Origin of the sequence: Pseudomonas siliginis (assembly GCF_019145195.1) — a bacterium.
In the GTDB taxonomy this organism is placed as follows: domain Bacteria; phylum Pseudomonadota; class Gammaproteobacteria; order Pseudomonadales; family Pseudomonadaceae; genus Aquipseudomonas; species Aquipseudomonas siliginis.
The window spans coordinates 260,269-284,350 of the sequence record NZ_JAHSTW010000002.1; the positions used below are offsets into that span (position 1 = coordinate 260,269).

The 24,082-nt window shown below is 61.2% G+C and carries 22 protein-coding genes; 15 read left to right on the top strand and 7 right to left on the bottom strand.

The features are described from left to right. The first annotated feature begins 14 nt into the window (after nucleotides 1-14). Nucleotides 15-1,022 carry a hydrolase gene (locus KVG87_RS05025; RefSeq protein ID WP_217849600.1) on the top strand — a complete coding sequence of 336 codons (1,008 nt, stop codon included), beginning with the start codon at nucleotides 15-17 and terminating at the stop codon, nucleotides 1,020-1,022. 252 nt (nucleotides 1,023-1,274) lie between these two features. Here the strand turns inward: KVG87_RS05025 and KVG87_RS05030 are convergent, their stop codons facing one another. Both KVG87_RS05030 and KVG87_RS05035 read right to left on the bottom strand, forming a co-directional pair. Then, entirely contained in the window at nucleotides 1,275-2,129 is an 855-nt protein-coding gene (locus KVG87_RS05030) for a sulfurtransferase (protein WP_217849602.1), read from the bottom strand. Between the two features lie 31 nt (nucleotides 2,130-2,160). Then, nucleotides 2,161-2,832, bottom strand: a complete 672-nt coding sequence (locus KVG87_RS05035; protein ID WP_016772708.1) for a TetR/AcrR family transcriptional regulator — start codon at nucleotides 2,830-2,832, stop codon at nucleotides 2,161-2,163. Between the two features lie 147 nt (nucleotides 2,833-2,979). Between KVG87_RS05035 and KVG87_RS05040 the strand changes: the two genes are divergently transcribed. The 5 genes from KVG87_RS05040 to KVG87_RS05060 all read left to right on the top strand — a co-directional run bounded on the left by KVG87_RS05040 (nucleotide 2,980) and on the right by KVG87_RS05060 (nucleotide 7,704). Continuing rightward, nucleotides 2,980-4,410 carry a coniferyl aldehyde dehydrogenase gene (locus KVG87_RS05040; RefSeq protein WP_217849604.1) on the top strand — a complete coding sequence of 477 codons (1,431 nt, stop codon included), beginning with the start codon at nucleotides 2,980-2,982 and terminating at the stop codon, nucleotides 4,408-4,410. 29 nt (nucleotides 4,411-4,439) lie between these two features. After that, a complete protein-coding gene (locus KVG87_RS05045; protein WP_122612356.1) occupies nucleotides 4,440-4,985 on the top strand; it encodes a twin-arginine translocation pathway signal protein in 546 nt (181 codons plus the stop codon). 131 nt (nucleotides 4,986-5,116) lie between these two features. Then, nucleotides 5,117-6,712, top strand: a complete 1,596-nt coding sequence (locus tag KVG87_RS05050; protein ID WP_217849606.1) for a GMC family oxidoreductase — start codon at nucleotides 5,117-5,119, stop codon at nucleotides 6,710-6,712. A gap of 115 nt (nucleotides 6,713-6,827) precedes the next feature. Further along, nucleotides 6,828-7,307, top strand: coding sequence for a pantetheine-phosphate adenylyltransferase (gene coaD / locus KVG87_RS05055; protein WP_003229157.1), 480 nt, complete (start codon nucleotides 6,828-6,830; stop codon nucleotides 7,305-7,307). Nucleotides 7,308-7,452: 145 nt separating this feature from the next. Then, complete coding sequence (locus KVG87_RS05060; RefSeq protein WP_095057374.1) at nucleotides 7,453-7,704, top strand: YfhL family 4Fe-4S dicluster ferredoxin; 252 nt, start codon at nucleotides 7,453-7,455, stop codon at nucleotides 7,702-7,704. A gap of 151 nt (nucleotides 7,705-7,855) precedes the next feature. On the opposite strand, the gene KVG87_RS05065 is transcribed toward KVG87_RS05060, so the two are convergent. Genes KVG87_RS05065 through KVG87_RS05075 form a run of 3 tightly spaced genes read right to left on the bottom strand, consistent with a single transcriptional unit; the run spans nucleotide 7,856 to nucleotide 9,872 of the window. Beyond that, nucleotides 7,856-8,179 (bottom strand): multidrug transporter, encoded by a 324-nt coding sequence (locus KVG87_RS05065; RefSeq protein WP_076564452.1) that lies wholly within the window; start codon nucleotides 8,177-8,179, stop codon nucleotides 7,856-7,858. Nucleotides 8,180-8,234: 55 nt separating this feature from the next. After that, a complete protein-coding gene (mutM, locus tag KVG87_RS05070) occupies nucleotides 8,235-9,047 on the bottom strand; it encodes a bifunctional DNA-formamidopyrimidine glycosylase/DNA-(apurinic or apyrimidinic site) lyase (RefSeq protein WP_217849608.1) in 813 nt (270 codons plus the stop codon). Between the two features lie 12 nt (nucleotides 9,048-9,059). Then, nucleotides 9,060-9,872, bottom strand: a complete 813-nt coding sequence (locus tag KVG87_RS05075) for an HDOD domain-containing protein (protein WP_161984078.1) — start codon at nucleotides 9,870-9,872, stop codon at nucleotides 9,060-9,062. A gap of 228 nt (nucleotides 9,873-10,100) precedes the next feature. Between KVG87_RS05075 and KVG87_RS05080 the strand changes: the two genes are divergently transcribed. From KVG87_RS05080 to ilvD, 6 genes are all read left to right on the top strand, one after another. Further along, nucleotides 10,101-10,640 (top strand): type 1 glutamine amidotransferase domain-containing protein, encoded by a 540-nt coding sequence (locus KVG87_RS05080; protein ID WP_016772701.1) that lies wholly within the window; start codon nucleotides 10,101-10,103, stop codon nucleotides 10,638-10,640. Nucleotides 10,641-10,802: 162 nt separating this feature from the next. Then, entirely contained in the window at nucleotides 10,803-11,999 is a 1,197-nt protein-coding gene (locus KVG87_RS05085; protein WP_016772700.1) for a class I SAM-dependent rRNA methyltransferase, read from the top strand. 452 nt (nucleotides 12,000-12,451) lie between these two features. Continuing rightward, the gene (locus KVG87_RS05090; protein WP_217849610.1) at nucleotides 12,452-13,525 is read left to right on the top strand and encodes a SagB family peptide dehydrogenase; all 1,074 of its coding nucleotides are present in this window, start codon (nucleotides 12,452-12,454) and stop codon (nucleotides 13,523-13,525) included. Beyond that, nucleotides 13,522-14,499 (top strand): diiron oxygenase, encoded by a 978-nt coding sequence (locus KVG87_RS05095; RefSeq protein ID WP_217849612.1) that lies wholly within the window; start codon nucleotides 13,522-13,524, stop codon nucleotides 14,497-14,499. Before KVG87_RS05090 ends, KVG87_RS05095 begins: the two co-directional genes overlap by 4 nt. Next, a complete protein-coding gene (locus KVG87_RS05100) occupies nucleotides 14,492-15,724 on the top strand; it encodes an MFS transporter (RefSeq protein ID WP_217849614.1) in 1,233 nt (410 codons plus the stop codon). Before KVG87_RS05095 ends, KVG87_RS05100 begins: the two co-directional genes overlap by 8 nt. Nucleotides 15,725-15,980: 256 nt before the next feature. Then, nucleotides 15,981-17,822, top strand: coding sequence for a dihydroxy-acid dehydratase (gene ilvD, locus KVG87_RS05105; RefSeq protein WP_016772696.1), 1,842 nt, complete (start codon nucleotides 15,981-15,983; stop codon nucleotides 17,820-17,822). Between the two features lie 101 nt (nucleotides 17,823-17,923). Here the strand turns inward: ilvD and KVG87_RS05110 are convergent, their stop codons facing one another. Continuing rightward, nucleotides 17,924-18,979, bottom strand: a complete 1,056-nt coding sequence (locus tag KVG87_RS05110) for an HAD family hydrolase (protein ID WP_122603385.1) — start codon at nucleotides 18,977-18,979, stop codon at nucleotides 17,924-17,926. A 239-nt stretch (nucleotides 18,980-19,218) separates the two neighbouring features. Here KVG87_RS05110 and KVG87_RS05115 point away from each other — a divergent pair, with 239 nt between their 5' ends. Then, nucleotides 19,219-20,610 carry an L-cystine transporter gene (locus KVG87_RS05115; RefSeq protein WP_056786302.1) on the top strand — a complete coding sequence of 464 codons (1,392 nt, stop codon included), beginning with the start codon at nucleotides 19,219-19,221 and terminating at the stop codon, nucleotides 20,608-20,610. Between the two features lie 93 nt (nucleotides 20,611-20,703). Here the strand turns inward: KVG87_RS05115 and KVG87_RS05120 are convergent, their stop codons facing one another. Then, nucleotides 20,704-21,216, bottom strand: coding sequence for a dihydrofolate reductase (locus KVG87_RS05120; protein ID WP_217849616.1), 513 nt, complete (start codon nucleotides 21,214-21,216; stop codon nucleotides 20,704-20,706). An 85-nt stretch (nucleotides 21,217-21,301) separates the two neighbouring features. Between KVG87_RS05120 and KVG87_RS05125 the strand changes: the two genes are divergently transcribed. Further along, the gene (locus KVG87_RS05125) at nucleotides 21,302-22,675 is read left to right on the top strand and encodes a DUF2868 domain-containing protein (protein ID WP_217849618.1); all 1,374 of its coding nucleotides are present in this window, start codon (nucleotides 21,302-21,304) and stop codon (nucleotides 22,673-22,675) included. Further along, nucleotides 22,668-24,044 carry a GTPase/DUF3482 domain-containing protein gene (locus KVG87_RS05130; RefSeq protein WP_217849620.1) on the top strand — a complete coding sequence of 459 codons (1,377 nt, stop codon included), beginning with the start codon at nucleotides 22,668-22,670 and terminating at the stop codon, nucleotides 24,042-24,044. Before KVG87_RS05125 ends, KVG87_RS05130 begins: the two co-directional genes overlap by 8 nt. The last annotated feature ends 38 nt before the right edge of the window (nucleotides 24,045-24,082 follow it).

Genomic DNA, 24,082 nt, shown 5'->3' on the forward strand with positions numbered 1-24,082 from the left:
TGTCGAGATTTGCCGTGCATTCACCGTCCCCGTTTCCCGTCTCGCGTTTCGTTCCGGCCTTCGGCCTCGGCAATCCGCATCTGCAAACCCTGTGGGGTCCGCTGTGGCGCAAGACCGTGCACATCGAGCGCGAACGCGAACGCCTGTGGCTCGAGGACGGCGACTTCCTCGACCTCGACTGGCACGGCCCGCACAGCGCCGAGGCGCCGTTGGTACTGGTGCTGCACGGTTTGACCGGTTCTTCCAATTCGCCCTATGTGGCGGGCATCCAAAAGGCCTTGGCCGATCAGGGCTGGGCCAGCGTCGCGCTGAACTGGCGCGGTTGTTCCGGCGAGCCGAATCTGTTGCCGCGCAGCTACCACTCCGGCGCCAGCGAAGACCTTGCCGAAGCCATCCAGCACCTGCGCGCGAAACGACCGTTGGCGCCGTTGTACGCGGTCGGTTATTCGCTGGGCGGTAATGTGCTGCTCAAGCATCTCGGTGAAACCGGCAGCAACAGCGGTGTGCTCGGCGCGGTGGCGGTGTCGGTACCGTTCCGCCTCGATCAATGTGCCGATCGTATCGGCCAGGGGTTTTCGCGGGTTTATCAGGCGCATTTCATGCGCGAAATGGTCGCCTACATCAAAAACAAGCAGCGCCAGTTCCAGCATGACGGGCGCGAAGACGGCCTGGCGAAACTGGCCGCGCTCGGCTCGCTGGAAAACATGCGTACGTTTTGGGATTTCGACGGCCGGGTTACCGCGCCATTGCACGGTTTCAATGACGCCGAGGATTACTACCGCCGCGCATCGAGCCGCTACTACCTCGGCGAGATCCGCACGCCGACGCTGATCATTCAGGCGGCGGACGATCCGTTTGTATTTCCCCACAGCCTGCCGCAAGCCGACGAGTTGTCAGCCTGCACCCAGTTCGAATTGCAAACGCGTGGCGGTCATGTCGGCTTCGTCGACGGCTCGTTTCGCCGGCCCGGGTATTACCTGGAGCGGCGCATACCACAATGGCTGGCCGCACTCGGTCAATGAACGCCGCATGGCCCTTGCAGGAGTGAGCCTGCTCGCGATGGCGGTGGGTCAGTCTGGAAATTCAATGCCTGACAGGACGCCTTCGCGAGCAGGCTCGCTCCCACAGGGATTTGTGTCGGCATCAAAATGTATGGCACAACCTGGCTCAATGTGGGAGCGAGCCTGCTCGCGAAAGCGGTGAGTCAGTTGGCATTTAACTCACAGACATACCGCCATCGCGAGCAGGCTCACTCCTACAGGAGATCGCTGTGTTTATTCGCCGGTGGCAATGCCGCGCGACGGTTCGTTGATCCACTCGCTCCACGATCCGGCATACAGCGCCCCCAGCGGATACCCAGCCAGGCACAGTGCGAACAGGTTGTGACACGCCGTCACTCCCGAGCCGCAGTAGGCGACCAGTTCCGACGGTGAGCGATCACCCAGCTTAGCGGCAAAGCGCTGCTTGAGCTGCTCCGCCGGCAAAAAACGTCCATCACTGCCGAGGTTGTCGGTGAACGCCGCGCACTGCGCGCCGGGAATGTGTCCGGCGACCGGATCGATCGGTTCCACTTCGCCCTTGAAGCGCGGCAAGGCGCGGGCGTCGAGCAGGGTCAGGGTTGGCTGGCCGAGGCGTTGTTGCAGTTGCTCGGCGCTGAGCAACAGGCTCATGTCCGGCTGACCACTGAAGCTGCCCGGCGTCACGCTCGGCGGATCCAGGCTCAGCGGCAGGCCGGCCGCGTGCCAGGCCTTGAGCCCGCCATCGAGAATGAACACGCCGTCGCGCTTGCCCAGCCATGCCAGCAACCACCACGCCCGGGCCGCATACGCACCCGGGCCGTCGTCGTACAAAACCACATCGCTGTCGTCGCTGATACCCCAGGCTTGCAGGCGCTCGATCAACACCGCCGGCTCGGGCAACGGATGACGCCCGGTCACGCCCTTCTCGACTTTACCGCTCAGATCCCGTTCCAGATCGGCGAAACTCGCCCCGGCAATATGCCCTTCGGCGTAGCTGCGCTGGCCGTAATCCGGATCTTCGAGGGCGAAACGACAATCGAGAATCACCAGCCCCGGCTGCTCTTTGCGAGCGTCCAAAGCTTGTGGGCTGATCAACTGCGCAATCGACATAACGGGCTCCTGTGGAATTCGGCTGAACGGTTTATTTCACGTCTTCGAGAGCCTGCGCCAGTGGCACGTAGAACTCGTCGAACAATGCGTTGACTTCATCCCGCGCCTGATCGGTAACAAACCCTGCTTCCAACACCAGCACCTGATACACGCCCCGCTTCACGGCCTGTTCACTGAGGTGGTTGGAGTTCTCCCGGGTGGTGCACAGAAAACGCACCCACGAGGTCAGGATGATCCACGCATTGAGGGTCAGCGATTCGATCTGCACGCGATCCATTTTCAGAATGCCGGCGGCGACAAAACCTTCGTAAATAGCGGCCCCCTGGATCACACAGCGCTGGGAAAAGCGCCGATAACGCGCGGCCAGTTCCGCATCGCTGTCGAGCAGATGCTCGAGGTCGCGGTGCAGAAAGCGGTAGCGCCACATGGCCGAGAGCAGTTCCTTGAGATAGAAACGCTTGTCCTCGACGGTCGCCGGGCGGCCCTGAGGCGGACGCAAAAAGCTGTCCACCAGAGCTTCGTACTCACTGAACAAAACGGCGATGATCGCCTGCTTGTTGGGGAAGTGGTAGTACAGGTTGCCCGGAGAAATCTCCATGTGTGCGGCGATATGGTTGGTGCTGACGCTGCGCTCGCCCTGCTGATTGAACAGCTCCAGGCTGTTCTGAACGATGCGCTCGCTGGTTTTTATTCGTGGGGCCATGGCTTGAGCTTTAATTCAGAGTGCGTAGACGGCGCATCTTACGACCTAACCGGAAATGGATAAAACCTTGCCGTGCACGGAAGTCGTTTGACTTTCTAGAGCATAGACTCTAAAAAGTGCCCACTACAATAAAATCCGGAGCCCGCGATGACTGCCGACATTGCCTACCTGCAAACCCTGCAACAGCCTCTTGAAACCCTCGATCGGCAGTTCCAGGCACAACGGGCCGCGTACGCCGCCAACCCGATGCCACCGGCTGCGCAACGTCAGCAATGGCTCAAGGCTTTGCGCGATCTGCTCAGCGCTGAGCGGCAGGCATTGATCGAGGCGATCAGCGCCGATTTCAGCCACCGCAGCGCCGACGAAACCCTGCTCGCCGAACTGATGCCGAGCCTGCACGGCATTCACTACGCCAGCCGTCACCTGAAAAAATGGATGAAGCCGTCGCGGCGCAAGGTCGGCGTGGCGTTCCAGCCTGCTTCGGCAAAGGTGGTTTACCAGCCGCTGGGCGTGGTCGGTGTGATCGTGCCGTGGAACTACCCGCTGTATCTGGCCGTAGGGCCGATGGTCGGCGCCCTGGCAGCGGGCAATCGGGTGATGCTCAAGCTCAGCGAATCGACCCCGGCCACCGGGCTGCTGCTCAAAGAGCTGCTCGCGCGGATCTTTCCCGAAGACTTGGTTTGCGTGGTGCTGGGCGAAGCGGATGTCGGCGTGGCGTTCTCGCGTCTGCCTTTCGATCATCTGCTGTTCACCGGCTCCACCAGCGTCGGCAAGCACGTCATGCGCGCTGCCGCGGAAAATCTCACGCCGGTCACCCTGGAACTGGGCGGCAAGTCGCCGGCCATCGTCTCCAGAGACGTACCGCTCAAGGACGCCGCCGAACGCATCGCCTTCGGCAAGACCCTGAACGCCGGGCAGACCTGCGTCGCGCCCGACTATGTGCTGGTGCCGGAAGACCGCGTCGGCGCCTTCGTCGAGGCCTACCGTCAGGCTGTGAAAGGCTTCTACCCAACGCTGGCCGACAACGCTGACTACACCGCAATCATCAACGAACGCCAACTGGCCCGACTGAACGGATACGTCAGCGACGCGACCAGCAAGGGCGCGCTGCTGATCCCGCTGTTCGAACAAGGCCAGGGCCGACGCATGCCGCACAGCGTGCTGCTCAATGTCAGCGATGAAATGACCGTGATGCAGGACGAAATCTTCGGCCCGTTGCTGCCAATCGTGCCTTATCGCGATCTGGAGCAGGCATTCGCTTACATCAATCAGCGGCCTCGTCCTCTGGCTCTTTACTACTTTGGCTACGACAAACGCGAGCAGCATCGCGTGCTGCACGAGACCCATTCCGGCGGCGTATGCCTGAACGACACCCTGCTGCATGTCGCCCAGGACGATATGCCCTTCGGTGGCATCGGCCCCTCGGGCATGGGCCATTACCACGGCCACGAAGGTTTCCTGACCTTCAGCAAGGCCAAGGGCGTGCTGATCAAACAGCGCTTCAACGCGGCCCGGCTGATCTACCCGCCCTACGGCAGATCGATTCAGAAACTGATTCAGAAGCTGTTCATTCGCTAAACGTTCGTCGACGCCGGGTAATAAAAACAATGCACCCAAGCCTGACCGAAACACCTGCCCTGTCGCGCCGTGGCCTGCTGAAATTCAGCCTCGGCGCCAGCGCGTTTCTCGCCACCGCCGGCCTTGGCGCCAGCCTCACTGGCTGCTCGTCGAGCGTCAGCGCCAACGGCTTTGTCGTTTTGCGCGACGGCGACCTACTGTTCCTGCGTGCGCTGATCCCGGTGATGCTCGACGGCGCCGTTGCCACCGGGGAAATGCCCGCAGCGGTCGACGGCACGCTGAAGTCGCTGGACTACAGCCTTGATCACGTGTCGCCGGAAATGCTCAAGCTCACTCGGCAACTGTTCGACGTGCTGGGCATGGCCGTGACCCGTGGCCCGCTCACCGGCATCTGGGGCAGTTGGGAAAACGCCAGCCCTGAGGCGATGCGGCATTTCCTCGAACGCTGGGAGAACAGTTCACTGAGCTTGCTGCGCATGGGCCATAGCTCGTTGCAGCAGATGGTGATGATGGCCTGGTACACCCGCGCCGAGTCCTGGGCTCACTGCGGTTATCCCGGTCCGCCGAAGGTCTGAAACCAGGGCGCGGCCTTCGCGAGCAGGCTCGCTCCCACATTTGAAATGCATTCCCCTGTGGGAGCGAGCTTGCTCGCGAAGGGGCCTGCTGCATCACCTCAGCATCCAGAATAATAAAGAGAACCTGACCGATGCCTGTACCCGATCCCTTCCGCGAAGGCCTCGCCCGAGGCTGGAAAACCTACAACGGCGCGCAATTGAGCGACGACCTCACCCTCGAAGCCGACGTCGCCATCATCGGCAGTGGCGCCGGCGGCGGCACCACGGCGGAGATCCTCAGCGCGGCCGGCTACAAAGTCCTGCTGATCGAAGAAGGCCCGCTGAAGACCAGTTCGGATTTCAAACTGCTCGAAGACGAGGCCTACAGCAGCCTCTATCAGGAAGGCATCGGGCGCATGAGCAAGGACGGCGCGATCACGATCCTGCAGGGCCGCGCGGTCGGCGGCACGACGCTGATCAACTGGACCTCGAGCTTCCGCACACCCGAGCCGACCCTCGAACACTGGGCCAGCGAGCACAACGTCAAAGGCCATAGTCCGGCAGAAATGGCGCCGTGGTTCGAAAAAATGGAGCAGCGCCTCGGGGTCGCGCCGTGGATGGTGCCACCCAACGCTAATAATGACGTGATCCGCAAAGGCTGCGAGCACCTCGGCTACAGCTGGCACGTGATCCCGCGCAACGTTCGCGGTTGTTGGAATCTCGGCTATTGCGGCATGGGCTGTCCGAGCAACGCCAAGCAATCGATGATGGTCACGACCATCCCGGCGACGCTGGAAAAGGGCGGCGAGCTGCTGTATCTCGCGCGGGTAGAGAAACTGCTGATCAGTGGCGACAAAGTTACCGGACTGCATTGCGTGGCGATGGACCAACGCTGCGTCGAGCCGACCGGGCGCAGCATCACCGTCAAGGCGCGGCATTACGTGCTGGCCGGCGGCGGCATCAACAGCCCGGCGCTGTTGCTGCGCTCCGACGTGCCGGATCCGCATGAGCGCGTGGGCAAGCGCACCTTTCTGCACCCGGTGAACATGTCCGCCGCGCGTTTTGCCGAGGTGGTCAATCCGTTTTACGGCGCGCCGCAGTCGATCTATTCCGACCATTTTCAGTGGAAGGACGGCACCACTGGGCCGATGGCTTTCAAACTCGAAGTGCCGCCGCTGCACCCGGCGCTGGCTGCCACACTGCTCGGTGGTTTCGGCAAGGAAAACGCCCAGCACATGGCCGACCTGCCGCACACCCACGCGATGCTGGCGCTGCTGCGCGATGGCTTCCACCCGGACAGCAGCGGTGGCTCGGTGGAGCTGCGCGGTGATGGCTCGCCGGTGCTCGACTATCAGGTTTCGCAATACGCCTGGGACGGTTTGCGCCGGGCCTTTCACGTCATGGCCGAAATCCAGTTCGCCGGCGGCGCGCAATCGGTGATGCCGATGCACGCCGACGGCCGCTATGTGAAGACACTGGCCGAGGCGCGCTCAATGATCGATGGATTGAGCCTGGAGCTGTACCGCACGCGACTCGGTAGCGCCCATGTGATGGGTGGTTGTGCGATGGGTGAAGATCCGAAAAGCGCGGTAGCCGACAGCCTCGGTCGCCATCATCAACTGCGCAATCTGTCGATTCACGACGGCTCGCTGTTCCCCACCAGCATCGGCGCCAACCCGCAGTTGTCGGTGTATGGCCTGACCGCGCAACTGGCGACAGCCTTGGCTGACCGACTGAAAAATCCATGAAAAAGCAGAATATTCCTATCGTCTATAGTGCTTTCTTACCCAACAGGCGACTTGGCCGACCGGGAAGGCTGCGATACCATCCGACTCCCCAACGGACTCCCGCCAGGACGACGCGATGAACCGAGTGTTGTACCCAGGTACCTTCGACCCTATTACCAAGGGCCATGGCGATCTGGTCGAACGCGCCTCGCGCCTGTTCGATCACGTGATCATTGCGGTCGCCGCCAGCCCGAAAAAGAACCCGCTGTTCCCGCTGGAACAACGGGTCGAACTGGCTCGCGAGGTCACCAAACACCTGCCTAACGTGGAAGTGGTCGGTTTCTCGACGCTGCTCGCGCATTTCGCCAAAGAGCAGAACGCCAATGTGTTCCTGCGTGGTCTGCGCGCGGTCTCGGACTTCGAATACGAATTCCAGCTGGCCAACATGAACCGCCAACTGGCGCCGGATGTGGAGAGCCTGTTTCTCACACCGTCGGAGCGTTATTCGTTCATTTCCTCGACGCTGGTGCGGGAGATTGCCGCGCTGGGCGGCGATATCAGCAAGTTCGTCCACCCGGCCGTGGCCGACGCGCTGACCCTGCGCTTTAAAAAGTAGGAGCTGCCGCAGGCTGCGATCTTTGCTTTTAAAGATTGCAGTCTCGTGCCCTTGATCGCCCCCGCGTGCACTGCGAGCGCCAATGCGGCACAATTGCGCGCATTGATTTATAGCGCCCGGGCCTGCCGCCCCGGCTGGAGTTAGCATGTCCCTGATCATCACCGACGATTGCATCAACTGCGACGTCTGCGAACCCGAGTGCCCGAACGCCGCCATTTCCCAAGGCGAAGAGATCTACGTGATCGACCCGAACCTGTGCACCCAGTGCGTCGGCCACTACGACGAGCCGCAGTGCCAGCAGGTCTGCCCGGTGGATTGCATTCCACTGGACGAAGCCCATCCGGAGACTGAAGAACAGTTGATGGAGAAGTACCGCAAGATCACCGGCAAGGTCTGATCACTTCAGCGCCTGTACCGAAGCCATCGCGGGCAAGCCCGCTCCCACAGAGTCTGTGGTGAAACACAAATTTGTGTGAACACCAAAACCCCTGTGGGAGCGAGCCTGCTCGCGAATGGGCCATCAGCCACACCCCTGAAACCCGATCAGCTCACTCGCGCTGCTCGAACCCCTCCCCCGTACACCCCAGACACCGCACAAACGCCGCTTTCGCCGGGTCTACCACCAGCGCCTGACCGGCATCGCCGACCCCGCCGCCGAGCGCGGTAAACGGCAACGACACCACAAACGCTCCCGCACCGATCACCGTGGCCACCACCAGCAAAGGTCGGGCAATCAGCAGGTCGCCAAGCATGGCGTAGGCCGGGGGATTCTGGATGGTGTAACGCGGATCACCGCTGCCGGTTTCCGAGGCCTGAACGGCCAGGCTGGAACACAACAGCAGCGTGACGAAGAAGACTTGCAGGACTTTCATGGCACGATCCTTCGGGCTGAGCAGTGAGACTTCTCACTATAGACCCAAGGATTTTTCAGGTCTGGCAGCGCGGGCAAAACACGCTGGCGCGCTGGCCGAGCTTCACTTCGCGCAGGCCGGTGCCGCAGACCTTGCAGTGCTGCCCTCCCCGGCCGTAGACAAACAGTTCCTGCTGAAAGTATCCCGGCTGACCGTCACCGCCAATGAAATCGCGCAATGTCGTGCCGCCACGCTCAATGGCGGCGGCAAGGATGCGTTTGATCTCGATCGCCAGTTTCAAGTAACGCCCGCGGGAAATGCCCCCGGCTTCGCGGCGCGGGTCGATGCCGGCGGCGAACAGCGCTTCGGTCGCGTAGATATTGCCCACCCCGACCACCACCGCGTTATCCATGATGAACGGCTTGATCGCCATTGAGCGCCCGCGTGACAGCTGGAACAGGCGCTCGCCATCGAACAGATCGGTCAGCGGCTCCGGCCCGAGGCGAATCAGCAATTCGTGATTGAGCGGGTCGTTGCTCCACAGCATCGCGCCGAACCGTCGCGGGTCGGTGTAGCGCAGGGCCAGACCCGATTCCAGTTCGATATCGACGTGCTCGTGCTTCAACGCCGGCAACCCGGCCTCGACCAGACGCAGATTGCCGGACATGCCCAAATGGCTGATCAGCGTGCCGATCTCGGCGTTGATCAACAGGTACTTGGCGCGCCGCTCGACCAGCACGATGCGCTGCCCGGACAGACGCACATCGAGGTCTTCGGGGATCGGCCAGCGCAGGCGCCGGTCGCGGACGATGACCCGGCTGACCCGCTGGCCTTCCAGGTGCGGGGCGATCCCGCGACGGGTGGTTTCGACTTCCGGCAGTTCAGGCATGTTGTCCTCGGATCAATGCGCGCCGAGGTCGCGAATCGTTTGTTTGAGTGTTTCGAAGTCGTAGTCCGACAGACCGACGTAATCGAGCACCAGCGGGCCGACCGCGTTCCACTCGAAATCTTCGCTCTGGTTGCCCAGCACCCGATACGAGGCGCAGATGTGCTCGGCCATTTTCAGTATCGCCAGCAAGTTTTTCAGCTGGCTGTTCTTCGACGATTCGTCGCTGAAAATCGCCAGCGCGTTGTGGTGGTTGGCGATGGCGGCGCTGACATGCTCCGGCAGGCGCCAGGACTTGGCCGTGTAGTAACCGACCACGGCGTGGTTGGTGTTGAACACACGGTTTTCCGTATCGACCACGCGGCATTCCGGGCTGGCGCTGGCGTAGGCCTCTTCCAGCACGGTCATGTAATTGGGGAAACGCTGCAGCATCAATGGCACGCCGCAATCGTGGAACAGGCCCAACGCATAGGCTTCGTCACCGGCCTGGGTGCCGATGCGCTTGGCCAGCGTCAGGCAGGTCATCGCCACATCCTGCGCGGTGTCCCAGAAACGGTTGAGGGTGACGATGGTATCGTCGTTCATCTCGCCCTTGATCGACTGCGCGTTGATCAGGTTGATGATCGAGCGGCTGCCCAACAGGTTCACCGCACGCTGAATCGAGGTGATCTTGTTGCTCAGGCCGTAATACGGCGAGTTGACGATTTTCAGCAGCGCGCCGGACAGACCGGGGTCCTGGGAGATCAGTTTGGCGATCACCTCCAGGTCCGGGTCGGGCATGTACTGCTCCATTTGCAGATCCACCATGATCTGCGGTTGCGCCGGCACACTGATGCCTTGCAGCGATTGTTGAATCTGTTCGGTGGTCAGCTCTTGGGACATAAGTACACACTCCGGGGCAGGCGGCGATTCTAACCGCTGAAACCGCAGGGCGACACACCGATGGGCACATCGTCGGAACTTTCATCTGTGCCCAGGCTTCGGAATCAGTAGGGCGCATCGGACCTCAATGGTCCGCTGCGAAGGCAAAATCTCCACAGACTCAGGAGCTTACCGATGGCAACTTCCCTCAATGGCAAACGCGTCGCTATTTTGGTTACCGATGGTTTCGAACAGGTCGAAATGACAGGCCCTAAGGATGCCCTGGAGCAGGCCGGCGTGCAGGTCGATATCCTTTCCGCCGAGGCTGGCACGGTGAAAGGCTGGAACCATGACAAACCGGCCGACGACTTCCCCGTCAGCAACACTTTCCAGGCTGTGAGCGTCGATCAATACGATGCCGTGCTGTTGCCCGGCGGTGTGCAGAATTCCGACACCATCCGTATCGATCAGGATGCTCAGCATCTGGTCAAGACTGCCGCTTCGGCAGGCAAGCCGATTGCCGTGATCTGCCATGGCAGCTGGCTGCTGATCTCGGCGGGACTGGTCAACGGCAAGACCATGACCAGCTACAAGACGGTCAAGGACGATCTGGTCAATGCCGGGGTCAATTGGGTCGATCAGGAAGTGGTCAAGGACGGCAACCTGATCAGCAGCCGCCAGCCGGATGATGTGCCGGCGTTCAGTCAGGCCCTGATTGACGCACTGGCTGCATAAGAGCTGAAATCGCTTTCGCGAGCAGGCTCGCTCCCACAGGTGAATGCATTCCAAGTGTGGGAGCGAGCCTGCTCGCGAAGGGGCCACCCGCTTTTCATCGCAGGCCAGACCGGAGCACGCCTCAACACGCTATACTCCCGCTCTTTTTTCCGGAGCGACGTCATGTCCCTGCCTAGCCTGCGCCTCAAAGCCAACGCCGACCGTCGCCTGCGCAACGGCCACTTGTGGGTCTACAGCAACGAAATCGACGTGGCCGCCACGCCTCTGCACGGCTTCAAGGCCGGCGATCAGGCGGTGCTCGAAGCCGCTGGCGGCAAGCCGTTGGGCATCGTCGCCATGAGCCCGAACAACCTGATCTGCGCGCGCCTGCTGTCGCGCGACATCAAACTGGCCCTCGACAAGTCGCTGCTGGTGCATCGCCTGAACGTCGCGCTGTCGTTGCGCGAGCGTCTGTTCGACAAGCCGTTCTATCGTCTGGTCTACGGCGACTCCGACCTGCTGCCGGGTCTGGTGGTCGATCGTTTCGGCGACATCCTCGTGGTGCAGATCGCCTCGGCGACCATGGAAGCGCACAAAGACGACGTGATCGCCGCGTTGACTCAAGTGCTCAAGCCAAGTGGCATTCTGTTCAAGAATGACTCCGCCGCCCGCGACGCCGAAGGCCTCAACCGTTATGTCGAAACCGTGTTCGGTCTGGTGCCGGAGTGGGTCGCGCTGGAAGAGAACGGTGTGAAATTCGAAGCGCCGGTCATTCAAGGGCAGAAAACCGGCTGGTTCTACGACCACCGCATGAACCGCGCGCGCCTGGCACCCTACGCCAAAGGCAAACGCGTGCTCGACCTCTATAGCTATATCGGTGGCTGGGGCGTGCAGGCCGCTGCGTTCGGCGCCAGCGAAGTGTTCTGCGTCGACGCCTCTGCATTCGCCCTCGACGGTGTCGAGCGCAACGCCGCGCTGAACGGCTTCGCTGACAAGATGACCTGCATCGAAGGCGATGTCTTTGAAGCGCTGAAGGAACTGAAAGCCAGCGAAGAGCGCTTCGACGTGATCGTTGCCGATCCGCCGGCCTTCATCAAACGCAAGAAAGACATGAAGAATGGCGAAGGCGCCTACCGTCGTCTGAACGAACAAGCCATGCGCCTGCTGACCAAGGACGGCATTCTGGTCAGTGCTTCGTGCTCCATGCACCTGCCGGAAGATGATCTGCAGAACATCCTGCTGACCAGCGCCCGTCACCTGGACCGCAATATCCAGATGCTCGAGCGTGGCGGCCAGGGTCCGGATCATCCGGTGCATCCGGCCATCGCTGAAACCCGTTACATCAAAAGCATCACCTGCCGTCTGCTGCCCAACAGCTGATTGCGCTTGAACACCGGGGAGCCACTGAGCTCCCCGTTTTTTTTGCGCGCCCTCCCCCCGTTTTTTCACACTCGACATGAGTGTCCTGCCCTCTTCCTACAGCTTCTTTCTCGCTGCCTTGCAGGAAGTTTCGTCATGCCTGTCAATCATGGAAATTAAACCTACACAGTAAGCCTCCTGCAAAAGATCACTCCGACAAAATTACTGGAATATTCCTACTTAATATCCGCTTGCCAATATTCGATTACAAACTAATATGAAGTTGTCGCAACGAAGCGACTCAACTACCAACGAACAAGGAGTTCACATCATGAAAACCATTTATCTCGAAACAGACAAACTCGCCAACCTGGCCTTTCTGGTTGCAGCCATCGGCCGCTAAGTAAGCCTGGACGCCGGAGAGTGCCGGCACTCTGGCGTCCATCAGACTTTTTCCCGAGTGACCTGAGCCCATGTATATCAATCCTTTTCTTTTTATATTGCCGCGCCCGCCCGGACAAGTTGTCTGGAACTACAAGAACCATACTCAACACGAACTTGATCTTGAATACTCCCATCGCCTCGCCAGCCTTATACACAACCCTGATATATTTGACCCCAACAACATAATAGACAGACAACTTCTGGACGCCGGCATTTTAATAACTTCAAAAATAGACAGTCCGAATTGGGGCTGGGATGAATTGTCGAAGATCTATCACATCGGCACACAAAACATACCTAGCGCACATACGCCTCGGAATATCCACGAGTGGTCCAGGCAATATCTGGCGCACTGCAGCGAAGTGCTGGCGAAGCCAGAACCTGCAGACACCCGGGCGCCGCGATCAGTGCAGCCCCTGATTACCCTGCCCGTACCGGGCGCCATTGATGATGACAGCCTGACTCAGGCCCTGATGAGGCGCAAAACCTGTCGTTCCTACACCGGTGCAGCGGTGACACTGGATGAGGTTGGCACGCTGCTGTATTTGACCCTCGGCTATCTTCCCCCACGCGACAATGCCCACGACGATCCGGTCGCACCGGGTCTCGAGGCACGCCGAAGCTGCCCGTCCGGCGGCGGACTGAACGCCTGTGAGGGATTTGTCCTGGCGCAAAATGTCAGCGGACTGGAACCCGGCATCTACGCCTATCACCCTGCCGAACACGCCCTGAGCCGGATCAATGCGCTGCCGGATCCGGAGCTGGGTCAATTGCTCGGCGGCCAGCATTTCATCAACAACCTGCCACTGGGCGTGTTCATCACTGCAAGGTTTGATCGTCTCTGGTGGAAGTACGAACACTCGCGCGCCTATCGCATGGCCTTCATCGAAGCCGGTCATCTCTCGCAAACCTTTCAACTGGTAGCAACGACGCTGGGGCTGAACACCTGGCTGACCGGCGCATTTGCCGACGCACAGGTTGAAACCCTGCTCGGCATCGCGGGCAGCGCCGAGCAACCGTTGTTCTTCGTCGGTTGCGGACAAAGCGATGGCCAGGCCATGTGCCAGGAAATGCGTGATCTGCTCAGCGGAGCACAGTCATGATTCCCACGGCTATGGACGAGAGCGAAGCCCCGGTGTCATGGTCGCTGAAATTCACGCTTCCAGGCTGGGAGAGCCGTGCATCGGTACGCAGCAGTGTCCATGACTATCGGTTACCGGGCGATGTCGAGCAGCAATTGCAAACCCGCTACTGGTTACCCCCGGCCTTTGTGCCCTATCTGGCGCATCCGGCCATCCAGGCCAAAGGTCGCGATACCCTGCACCGACTTACTGCCAATCATCTGGTGTATTTCCTCGACTACACCACCCTGCTCGAACACCGCATCGTCAACCGCGCGGTGGAAGTCATCGTGCACCGCGAACTGCCCATTTATATACCGCTACCGATGAAACATGCGGCACTGCAGCTGTATACCGACGAGGGCTACCACGCGCTGTTTTCCAACCAGATTGCCGAGCAGATCGCTGCGCTCTACGGCATCACCCGGCGACCGGTCATTCCGAAGCGGATCAGTCGCATGAACGCTTTGATCGCGCGCACGCCGGAGAAAAACCGCGCTCTGGCCTGGTTCCTGCTGGGATTTGTCTCGGAAACCATCATTGCCCGCGAGTTGCTGGAGGTCTGCCGCGACACGCTGGTATCCAGTGTGAGTGACATGTTGCGTGATCACCTTGCCGACGAAGCCCGGCACAGCCGCTATTTCGCCGAAGCCTTCCATTACTTCTGGATCGCCATGAACAGTCGTCAACGCCTGTTCGCCAGCAAGACCCTCGTGGAGATCATTTCCATCTTCTTCGAAGCAGATGAAGGCTGGCTGCAACAAAGCCTGCGTTCGGCCGGTATTGCCGAGATCGACGTGATGGAGATTGTCGGCGGCACGGCAACGGTGCAGGCCAACCGCGCCCGTGCACGCGTTGGCTGCAAACCTACGGTGGAGGCCTTGCACAAGGCGGGCTTCTTTGCATTGCCCCACAACCAGACACTTTTCGCCAAAGCAGGATTGATCGATGGATAAACACAGCCGTGTAGCTACCCGCCGGCAACAACGCGGTGCCGTCAGCCTGTTGTTGGCGATGATCCTGCTTGGCGTGTTTCCGCTGGATGTGCTGCTGCCTTCTTTTCCGGCATTGGCAGCACACTTTGGCCGATCATCAAACGACATCGCGCTGTCGATCAGTCTGTTTGCCGTGGGCATCGCATTTGCCCAGTTGTTGATCGGCCCGTTGTCCGATGTGATCGGGCGCAAAGGTCTGCTGCTCGCGGGCATGAGCGTGTCGCTGCTCGGCGCACTGGGCTGCGTGCTGAGCAATGACTACACGCTGTTCCTGATTTTCCGGGTGATGCAGGCGCTGGGATGCGGTTGCTTCGTGCTGTCCCAGGCACTGGTGCAGGATCTGTTCGAAGGCAACGAGCGTGATCGCCTGCGGATCCTGATGGTCACCGCCACGGGCATCTTCATTTCGGTATCACCATTGGCGGGCACGTTTCTGCAAGCCACGCTCGGCTGGCGCGGCAGCTTCTGGGTGTTCATCGCCTTGGCCGCCGTGGTTCTGGTGAAGACGTGGCGGCTGCTCGATAACAGCCGGCCCGTTCAGAATGGGCCACATGGGGGTTTCATAAAGCCTTACAGATTGGTGCTGAGCAATTTCGAATTCGTCGGCTGCTGGCTGATTTCCGCCTTCGCTTTCGCCTGCCACTTTTCCTTCATTGTCATTTCGCCGCTGATCTTCATGGAGCAGCTGCAGATGGCACCTTACGATTTCGCCTTGATCCTGCTGATTTACGGCGCCGCCTATGTCTTCGGCGGTGTGCTCGCCAGCGTGCTGAACCGGCATATCAATGCGCAACAGCAGATTTTTACCGGGCTGAGTCTGATCCTGCTCTCGGGACTGGTAATGCTCTATCTGGCCGCCAACCATGATTTGTCAGCTGCGACTGTGCTGATTCCAATGCTCATCTGCACGGTGGGCACGACCATTTCCCGGCCACCGGCTACCTCCCGCGCCATGAGCCTGTTTGCCGAAAATGCCGGCGCATCGGCGTCTGCCGGCAGCACCATCATCTTTATCTGTGGCGGGCTGGTCAGCGCCTTGATCAGCCTCGGCCCGGCCAACCTGCAAGCGACGCTGGGCTACGGTTTCGTCCTGTTGAGCGGCATATCCCTGTTGCTCAACAGCGTGATTGGCCGTCGCGTCAGCAACCTGCGCAGCAATCCGGTGATGCCGGGAGGCGACCACTGATCCTGCCAGTCGTCATCCCGCGTGCCTCTTCAGCGGGGGAACAACGCTTTGCGCCATTCCCTCGCGACGCCAGCGGTGTAGAATCGCCTCATTCATCGCCATTCATCCCCGGCGGGTTTATGAGCTCAGGCTGAGACCAGCGGCGATCCCGCAACGTCATCGGCAGCTTCCGGACACACGGCCATTTTTCGGGTGTTTCAGAGGTCAACAGAAGCTCACTCCCCTTTAGTACGTGATTAGCCGCCCGGAGTGCTCCATGCCAGATTACCGCTCGAAAACATCCACCCACGGCCGCAACATGGCCGGCGCCCGCGCACTGTGGCGCGCCACCGGCATGAAAGATGACGACTTCAAGAAGCCGATCATTGCCATCGCCAACTCGTTCACCCAGTTCGTCCCGGGGCATGTGCACCTGAAGGACCTGGGTCAACTGGTCGCCCGCGAAATCGAACGCGCCGGTGGCGTGGCCAAGGAATTCAACACCATTGCTGTCGATGACGGCATCGCCATGGGCCACGACGGCATGCTGTATTCGCTGCCGAGCCGCGAGATCATCGCCGACTCCGTCGAGTACATGGTCAATGCCCACTGCGCCGACGCCATCGTGTGCATTTCCAACTGCGACAAGATCACCCCGGGCATGCTGATGGCCGCGCTGCGCCTGAACATCCCGGTGATCTTCGTTTCCGGCGGTCCGATGGAAGCGGGCAAGACCAAACTCGCCTCCCACGGCCTCGACCTCGTCGACGCCATGGTGATCGCCGCCGACTCCAGCGCTTCTGACGAGAAAGTCGCCGAGTACGAGCGCAGCGCCTGCCCGACCTGCGGTTCGTGCTCCGGCATGTTCACCGCCAACTCGATGAACTGCCTGACCGAAGCACTGGGTCTGGCCTTGCCGGGCAACGGTTCGACTCTGGCCACCCACAGCGACCGCGAGCAGCTGTTCCTCCAGGCCGGTCGCACCATCGTCGAGCTGTGCAAGCGTTACTACGGCGAGAACGATGACTCCGTGCTGCCGCGCAACATCGCCAACTTCAAGGCGTTCGAAAACGCGATGATGCTCGACATCGCCATGGGCGGTTCGACCAACACCATCCTGCACTTGCTCGCAGCCGCCCAGGAAGCCGAGATCGATTTCGACCTGCGCGACATCGACCGCCTCTCGCGCAGCGTGCCGCAGCTGTGCAAGGTCGCGCCGAACATCCAGAAGTACCACATGGAAGACGTGCACCGCGCCGGCGGCATTTTCAGCATCCTCGGTTCGCTGGCCCGTGGCGGCCTGCTGCACACCGACCTGCCGACCGTACACAGCCGCAGCATGGAAGAAGCCATCGCCAAGTGGGACATCACCCAGACCAGCGACGAAGCCGTGCATCACTTCTTCAAGGCAGGTCCTGCGGGCATTCCGACCCAGACTGCGTTCAGCCAGTCGACCCGTTGGGAAACCCTCGACGACGATCGTGAAAACGGCTGCATCCGCAGCTTCGAGCACGCCTATTCGAAAGAAGGCGGCCTCGCCGTGCTGTACGGCAACATCGCGCAGGACGGTTGCGTGGTGAAAACCGCCGGGGTCGATGAGTCGATCCACGTCTTCGAAGGCAACGCGAAAATTTTCGAAAGCCAGGACAGCGCCGTGCGCGGCATCCTCGCTGACGAAGTGAAGGAAGGCGACATCGTCATCATTCGCTACGAAGGCCCGAAAGGCGGCCCGGGCATGCAGGAAATGCTCTACCCGACGTCCTACCTGAAATCCAAAGGTCTGGGCAAAGCCTGTGCGCTGCTCACCGACGGGCGTTTCTCCGGCGGTACTTCCGGCCTGTCGATTGGTCACGCTTCGCCAGAGGCTGCGGCCGGCGGCGCGATCGGTCTGGTGCAGGATGGCGACAAGGTGCTGATCGACATTCCGAACCGCTCGATCAACCTGTTGGTCAGCGACGAAGAACTGGCGGCACGCCGCGCCGAGCAGGACAAGAAAGGCTGGAAACCGGTTGAAGTGCGCCCACGCAAAGTGACCACCGCGCTCAAGGCCTACGCCCTGCTGGCGACCAGTGCCGATAAGGGAGCGGTGCGTAACAAAGCGATGCTCGACGGGATATAAAAACAGCTGCGAGCTGCAAGCTTCAAGCTTCAAGCTTCAAGCTTCAAGCAAGAGCCAAGTTGCTCTTTCTTGCAGCTTGCAGCTCGCAGCTCGCATCTTCTTTATTGAATATCCTCCGGCTTGACGATCACCCAGTTCTTGTCCGCTGTCACCGGCAAGCCTTCCTTGGCCTGCGCCGCCGCGTGCTTGGCCATCATGCCGTTGATTTGCGTCATGTACTTGTCCTTGCGGTTGATCCACAAGTGAATGCCGCCCTTGGCCACATCGACATCGTGGAACAGCATGTAACCGTCGCTCGTCGGGGTATCGCCGCCGACCAGTACCGGTTTTTTCCATTCATCGATGTAGGTGAGGATCGCCGCGTGCTTGCCGGCCATCCAGGTTGCCGGGGTCCACAGGTACGGCGTCAGCTCCAGGCCGAGGTTGGCCTTCTCGTCATATTTGCCAGCAGTGATCTGTTTGCGCGCAGTGGTCAGCTCGCCGGTCTTCTGATCCTTGAGCAGCAGTGAAACGCCAATGACGTTCTGCGGTTTGACGTTGTAACCGTACTTGGGATCCGCCGCGACCATGCGTACCAGTTCCTCTGAAGCGGCGGTCATCACGTAGACCTCGATGCCGTTCTCCATCAGCTTGTTGTACAGCTCCTGCTGGCCAGTGAAGATCTTCGGCGGATTGACGTCGAGCTTCTTCACCACATCGCCTTCGTAATACGTCGCGGGCACCGGTTTGCCCGAAGCCATCAGTTCGTCAACGTAGCCCTTGAGCTCCTTGAGGGTGAAGCCAGAGAACACCTGCGCCACCCACGGGTAACAGACCATGTCGTCGACTTCGCAGAGCCGGTAGTAATAACTGAACAGGCTTTCCTTGTGCTCGGCGGTGTCCTTGAAGGGCATCAGTTTCAGCGAGGGGTCGAGCTTGTCGCGGGTAATAAGGCCTTTGTTTTCCATGAACGGCAGCAAGGATTCTTCGAGGTCGTAGCGGTAACTGGTGTTGTCCATGTCGAACACCGCGTAATTACCCTTGTTGGCGTTGGCGGCAATCATCGCGTCCAGCGCCTTGGCCTGATCCGCCGGCCAATGCTTGAGGTCCGTGGCCAATGCATGGCCGGCGAGGCCAGCCGCCAGTGCCACAGCCAACAACGTGCGTGCAATTCTCATAGCGCTACTCCCCGATGCAAAGAGTTCGACGCTAACAAATCAGTGTGACAACCCTCGCCTGTCAGCGACCGCTGACGTCCCCTGCGCGTCAGTTGCATTGCCGACAGCGACACGCGCTTATTCCAAAAACGACGGTTGCCCAGCCATTTTGGTATTAAATCATTGCAAATCAAGCTGTTAGGCTTGCCGGTTCGCAGCAGCCCCGGATGGCTGTTGGCACAGTCTTTACTGGAGTTCTCATGAATCTACCGCTGATTCTCAACCTGCTGGTGTTCCTCGCCCTGCTCTTCGGTCTGGCGCAGACCCGCCACACCACCTGGAGCCTGGCGAAAAAAGTCCTGCTCGCACTGGTCCTCGGCGTGGCGTTCGGCGTCGCCCTGCACACGATCTACGGTGCCGGCAATCCGGTGCTGAAAGCCTCGATCGGCTGGTTCGATCTGGTCGGCAACGGTTACGTGCAGTTGCTGCAAATGATCGTGATCCCGCTGGTGTTTGCTTCGATCCTCAGCGCCGTGGCCCGCCTGCACAATGCCTCGTCGCTGGGCAAAATCAGTTTCCTGACCATCGGCACGCTGCTGTTCACCACTGCCATCGCGGCGCTGATCGGCATCGGCCTGACCAACCTGTTCGGCCTCAGCGCTGAAGGTCTGGTCGCCGGCACTCAGGAAATGGCGCGCCTGCAAACCATTCAGAACGACTACGCCGGCAAGGTCGCCGACCTGAATGTGCCGCAACTGCTGCTGTCGTTCATTCCGCAGAACCCGTTCGCCGACCTGGCCCGGGCCAAGCCGACCTCGATCATCAGCGTAGTGATCTTCGCCGCGTTCCTCGGGGTTGCCGCGCTGCAACTGCTCAAGGACGACGTGGAAAAAGGTCAGAAAGTGATCAACGCCATCGACACCCTGCAAGCCTGGGTGATGCGTCTGGTGCGTCTAGTGATGAAGCTGACCCCGTACGGTGTGCTGGCGCTGATGACCAAAGTGGTCGCCGGTTCCAACCTGCAGGACATCATCAAGCTCGGCAGTTTTGTCGTGGTGTCCTATATCGGCCTGGGCCTGATGTTCGTCGTGCACGGCGTGCTGGTGTCGGCAGCCGGGATCAACCCGCTGCGCTTCTTCCGCAAGATCTGGCCGGTGCTGACGTTTGCTTTCACCAGTCGCTCCAGCGCGGCGACCATCCCGCTGAGCATTGAAGCGCAGACCCGTCGTCTGGGCATTCCGTCGTCGGTCGCCAGTTTCGCTGCCTCGTTCGGCGCGACGATTGGCCAGAACGGTTGCGCCGGTCTCTATCCGGCAATGTTGGCAGTGATGGTGGCACCAACGGTCGGCATCAACCCGCTGGATCCGCTGTGGATCGCGACGCTGGTGGCGATTGTCACGTTGAGTTCGGCCGGTGTCGCCGGGGTCGGTGGCGGCGCGACGTTCGCCGCACTGATCGTGCTGCCGGCGATGGGCCTGCCGGTGTCACTGGTGGCACTGCTGATTTCGGTCGAGCCGCTGATCGATATGGGCCGCACCGCGTTGAACGTGAGTGGCTCGATTACCGCTGGGGCGATTACCAGTCAGGTCATGCAGCAGACGGATAAAGCGCTGCTGGATGCCGATGAGCACGCAGAGTTGGCCCAGGCTTAAGCTTCTCAGCGACTGAGCGGGCCTCTTCGCGAGCAGGCTCGCTCCCACACTGAAATGCGTTCCCCTGTGGGAGCGAGCCTGCTCGCGAAGCTGTTAGGCTTTCTCCCAAACCTCAAAGCTATATGCAGGTTTATCGCCCTCTGCCGGATTCGGTACATCCGACACCAGCTTCCATTCGCTCAGATCAAACTCCGGAAACCACGCATCCCCTTGCGGGCTCAGCGCCACGCGGGTCAGGTACAGCCGATCGGCCTGCGCCAGTCCCTGCGCATACAACTGCGCGCCGCCAATCAGCATCAGCTCATCAACGCCTTGGGCTTTCGCCCATTCCTCGGCGCGCGCCACCGCGGCTTCCAGCGACGGATAGACCTCGGCGCCTTCGAGTTGCAGATCGGTCTGGCGGCTGACCACGATGTTCAAGCGCCCCGGCAACGGCCGGCCGAGCGAATCCCAGGTCTTTCGACCCATGATGATCGGCTTGCCGAGCGTGGTCGCCTTGAAGTATTTGAAGTCCCCCGGCAAGTGCCAGGGCATGCTGTTGTCGACGCCGATCACGCGGTTTTCACCGAGGGCTGCGATCAGGCTGAGGGGCAGTGATTTAGTCATGCCGGCGAGGATACCAGAGCCGCGCTTACCCCGATAAGCGCCACAGCGGTTATGCTCAGCGCTCGATTTAGCGACGGGACGCCGCGTGACTGAACTGACTCCACTGCAAAACCTCTGGCTCACCGAAACCATCCGCCTGCGCGAAGAACACGCGGGGCCGCTGGATGACCTGGAAGCCAATCGTCTGGCCCGCGCCGCTGGCGGCGATCTGCCGAGCCGCATTGCGCGCCGGGCGCTATGGCTGGCCGAGCGCGACGGGCTGACCGCCGCCCTCAAACACTGGCTGCAAGGCGCGCGCCTGGCGCTGGTGTTGTTGATGATTTTCGCCGTGCTCAGCGGCGCTGGTCTGGCTTTCGCTGCACTTGGGCAGACGCCGGTGAATGTGTTCTGGGCGCTGGGCAGCCTGCTCGGGATCAATCTGATTTTGCTGCTGAGTTGGGCGCTGGGCTTGATTTTCGCTGGCGAACACGGCGCCACCCTCGGGCGCTTGTGGCTGTGGCTCAGCGAAAAATTCGCTCGCGACGCCAAAGCCGCGCAACTGGCGCCGGCCCTGCTGTTGGTGCTGCAACGCAAGAAACTCAACCGCTGGGCGCTCGGCGCGTTGGTCAATGGTTTGTGGCTGCTGGCGATGCTCAGCGCGCTGATTCTGTTGCTGACGCTGATGGCCACGCGGCGCTACGGCTTTGTCTGGGAAACCACGATCCTCGGCGCCGATACTTTCATCCACGTCACCAAGGCCCTTGGCTATCTGCCGTCGCTGCTCGGCTTCAACGTGCCGACCGAGGAAATGATCCGCGCCAGCGGCGCTGGCGCACTGGATATTGAAAGCGCGCGACAGGCCTGGGCGACGTGGCTGGTCGGTGTGCTGGTGGTCTACGGCGTGCTGCCGCGCCTGCTGCTCGCGCTGTTCTGCCTGTGGCGCTGGAACAGCGGCAAAGCGGCGCTGCGCCTGGATCTGAACCTGCCCGGCTACGCGCAACTGCGCGAAAGGCTGATGCCGACCAGCGAGCGCCTTGGTGTCAACGACCCGGAGCCGGCGCAACTGCATCGCGTCGAAAGCAACATCGGCGAACTGGCCAGTGAAGGCGCGCTGCTGGTGGCGATCGAGTTGGACGAACAGCGTCCGTGGCCACCCGTGCTGCCGAAAAACGTCAGCAACGCGGGCATTCTCGACAGTCGCGAATCGCGGCACAAGCTGCTCGAACAACTCAGTCGCTTCCCGCCGGCGCGGCTGGCCATCGCCTGTGATCCGCGCCGTTCGCCGGATCGCGGCAGCCTTGCGCTGATCGCCGAACTCGCACGCAACGCCGGCGCCACTCGCATCTGGCTGCTGCAAGCGCCACCCGGCGAAGCGCTGGACGGGCAACGTCTGGGTGACTGGCACGCGGCGCTGCAACAGTTGGAGTTGCCGTTCGCCGATTGCGCGCCGATGAACTGGCTGGAGAGCGGACATGACTGATGCACGCAAGGCCCCGCTGAAACTCGCGGTGGTCGGCCACACCAACGTCGGCAAGACCTCGCTGCTGCGCACGCTGACCCGTGACATCGGCTTCGGCGAAGTCTCGCACCGGCCGAGCACCACCCGACATGTCGAAGGCGCGCGGTTGTCGGTGGATGGCGAGCCATTGCTCGATCTGTACGACACGCCGGGGCTGGAAGATGCGATCGCCCTGCTGGATTTTCTCGAACGCCTGGAGCGCCCCGGCGAACGCCTCGACGGCCCGGCACGGCTGGCACGGTTTCTCGACGGCAGCGAGGCGCGCCAGCGTTTCGAACAGGAAGCCAAGGTACTGCGACAACTGCTGGCCTCCGATGCCGGTCTGTATGTGATCGACGCCCGCGAACCGGTGCTGGCCAAGTATCGCGACGAGCTGGAAGTGCTCGCCAGTTGCGGCAAGCCGCTGCTGCCGGTGCTGAATTTCGTCAGCAGCGCCAACCATCGCGAACCCGATTGGCGTGAAGCGCTAGCGCGGCTGGGGCTGCATGCGTTGGTACGTTTCGACAGCGTCGCACCGCCCGAGGATGGCGAGCGGCGCTTGTACGAGAGCCTCGCCCTGCTATTGGAAAACGCCCGGCCGCAACTGGAGCGGTTGATCGCCGACCAGCAGGCGCAGCGCCTCGCCCGTCAGCAAAGCGCCGCACGCCTGATTGCCGAATTGCTGATCGATTGCGCCGCGTGCCGGCGCAGTGTGGTCAGCGAAGCCGAGCAGGAACAGCAGGCGATCAGCGAACTGCGCAAAGCCGTGCGCCAGCGCGAGCAGAAGTGCGTTGAGGCGCTGCTCAAGCTATACGCGTTTCGCCCGCAGGACGCGGCGGCCAGTGATTTGCCGTTGCTCGACGGGCGCTGGGGCGATGATCTGTTCAACCCGGAAACCCTGAAGCAACTCGGCGTGCGCGTCGGCGGCGGCATTGCTGCCGGTGCAGCGGCTGGGGCCGGGGTGGATTTGCTGGTCGGCGGGATTACCCTCGGCGCGGCAGCACTGGCCGGCGCGATTGCCGGTGGCGCACTGCAAACCGCGCGCAGTTATGGCAGTCGCCTGCTCGGCAAGATCAAAGGCCAGCGGGAATTGACGGTGGATGACGCCGTGCTGCGCCTGTTGGCGTTGCGCCAACGCCAGTTGTTGCTGGCACTCGATCAGCGCGGGCATGCGGCGATGGACAGCATTCAGGTGGCCACGCCTGTGGATAAAACCTGGCGCGAAGGCAAGTTGCCGGAAGCGTTGAACAAGGCCCGTGCGCATCCGCAGTGGTCGTCGCTCAATCCGCAGGCGAAGTTGAATCAGGCGGAAAGGCAGGAGCAGGTGGAGGCGTTGGCTGAAAATTTGTAGCGCTGACCCATTCGCGAGCAGGCTCGCTCCCACATTGG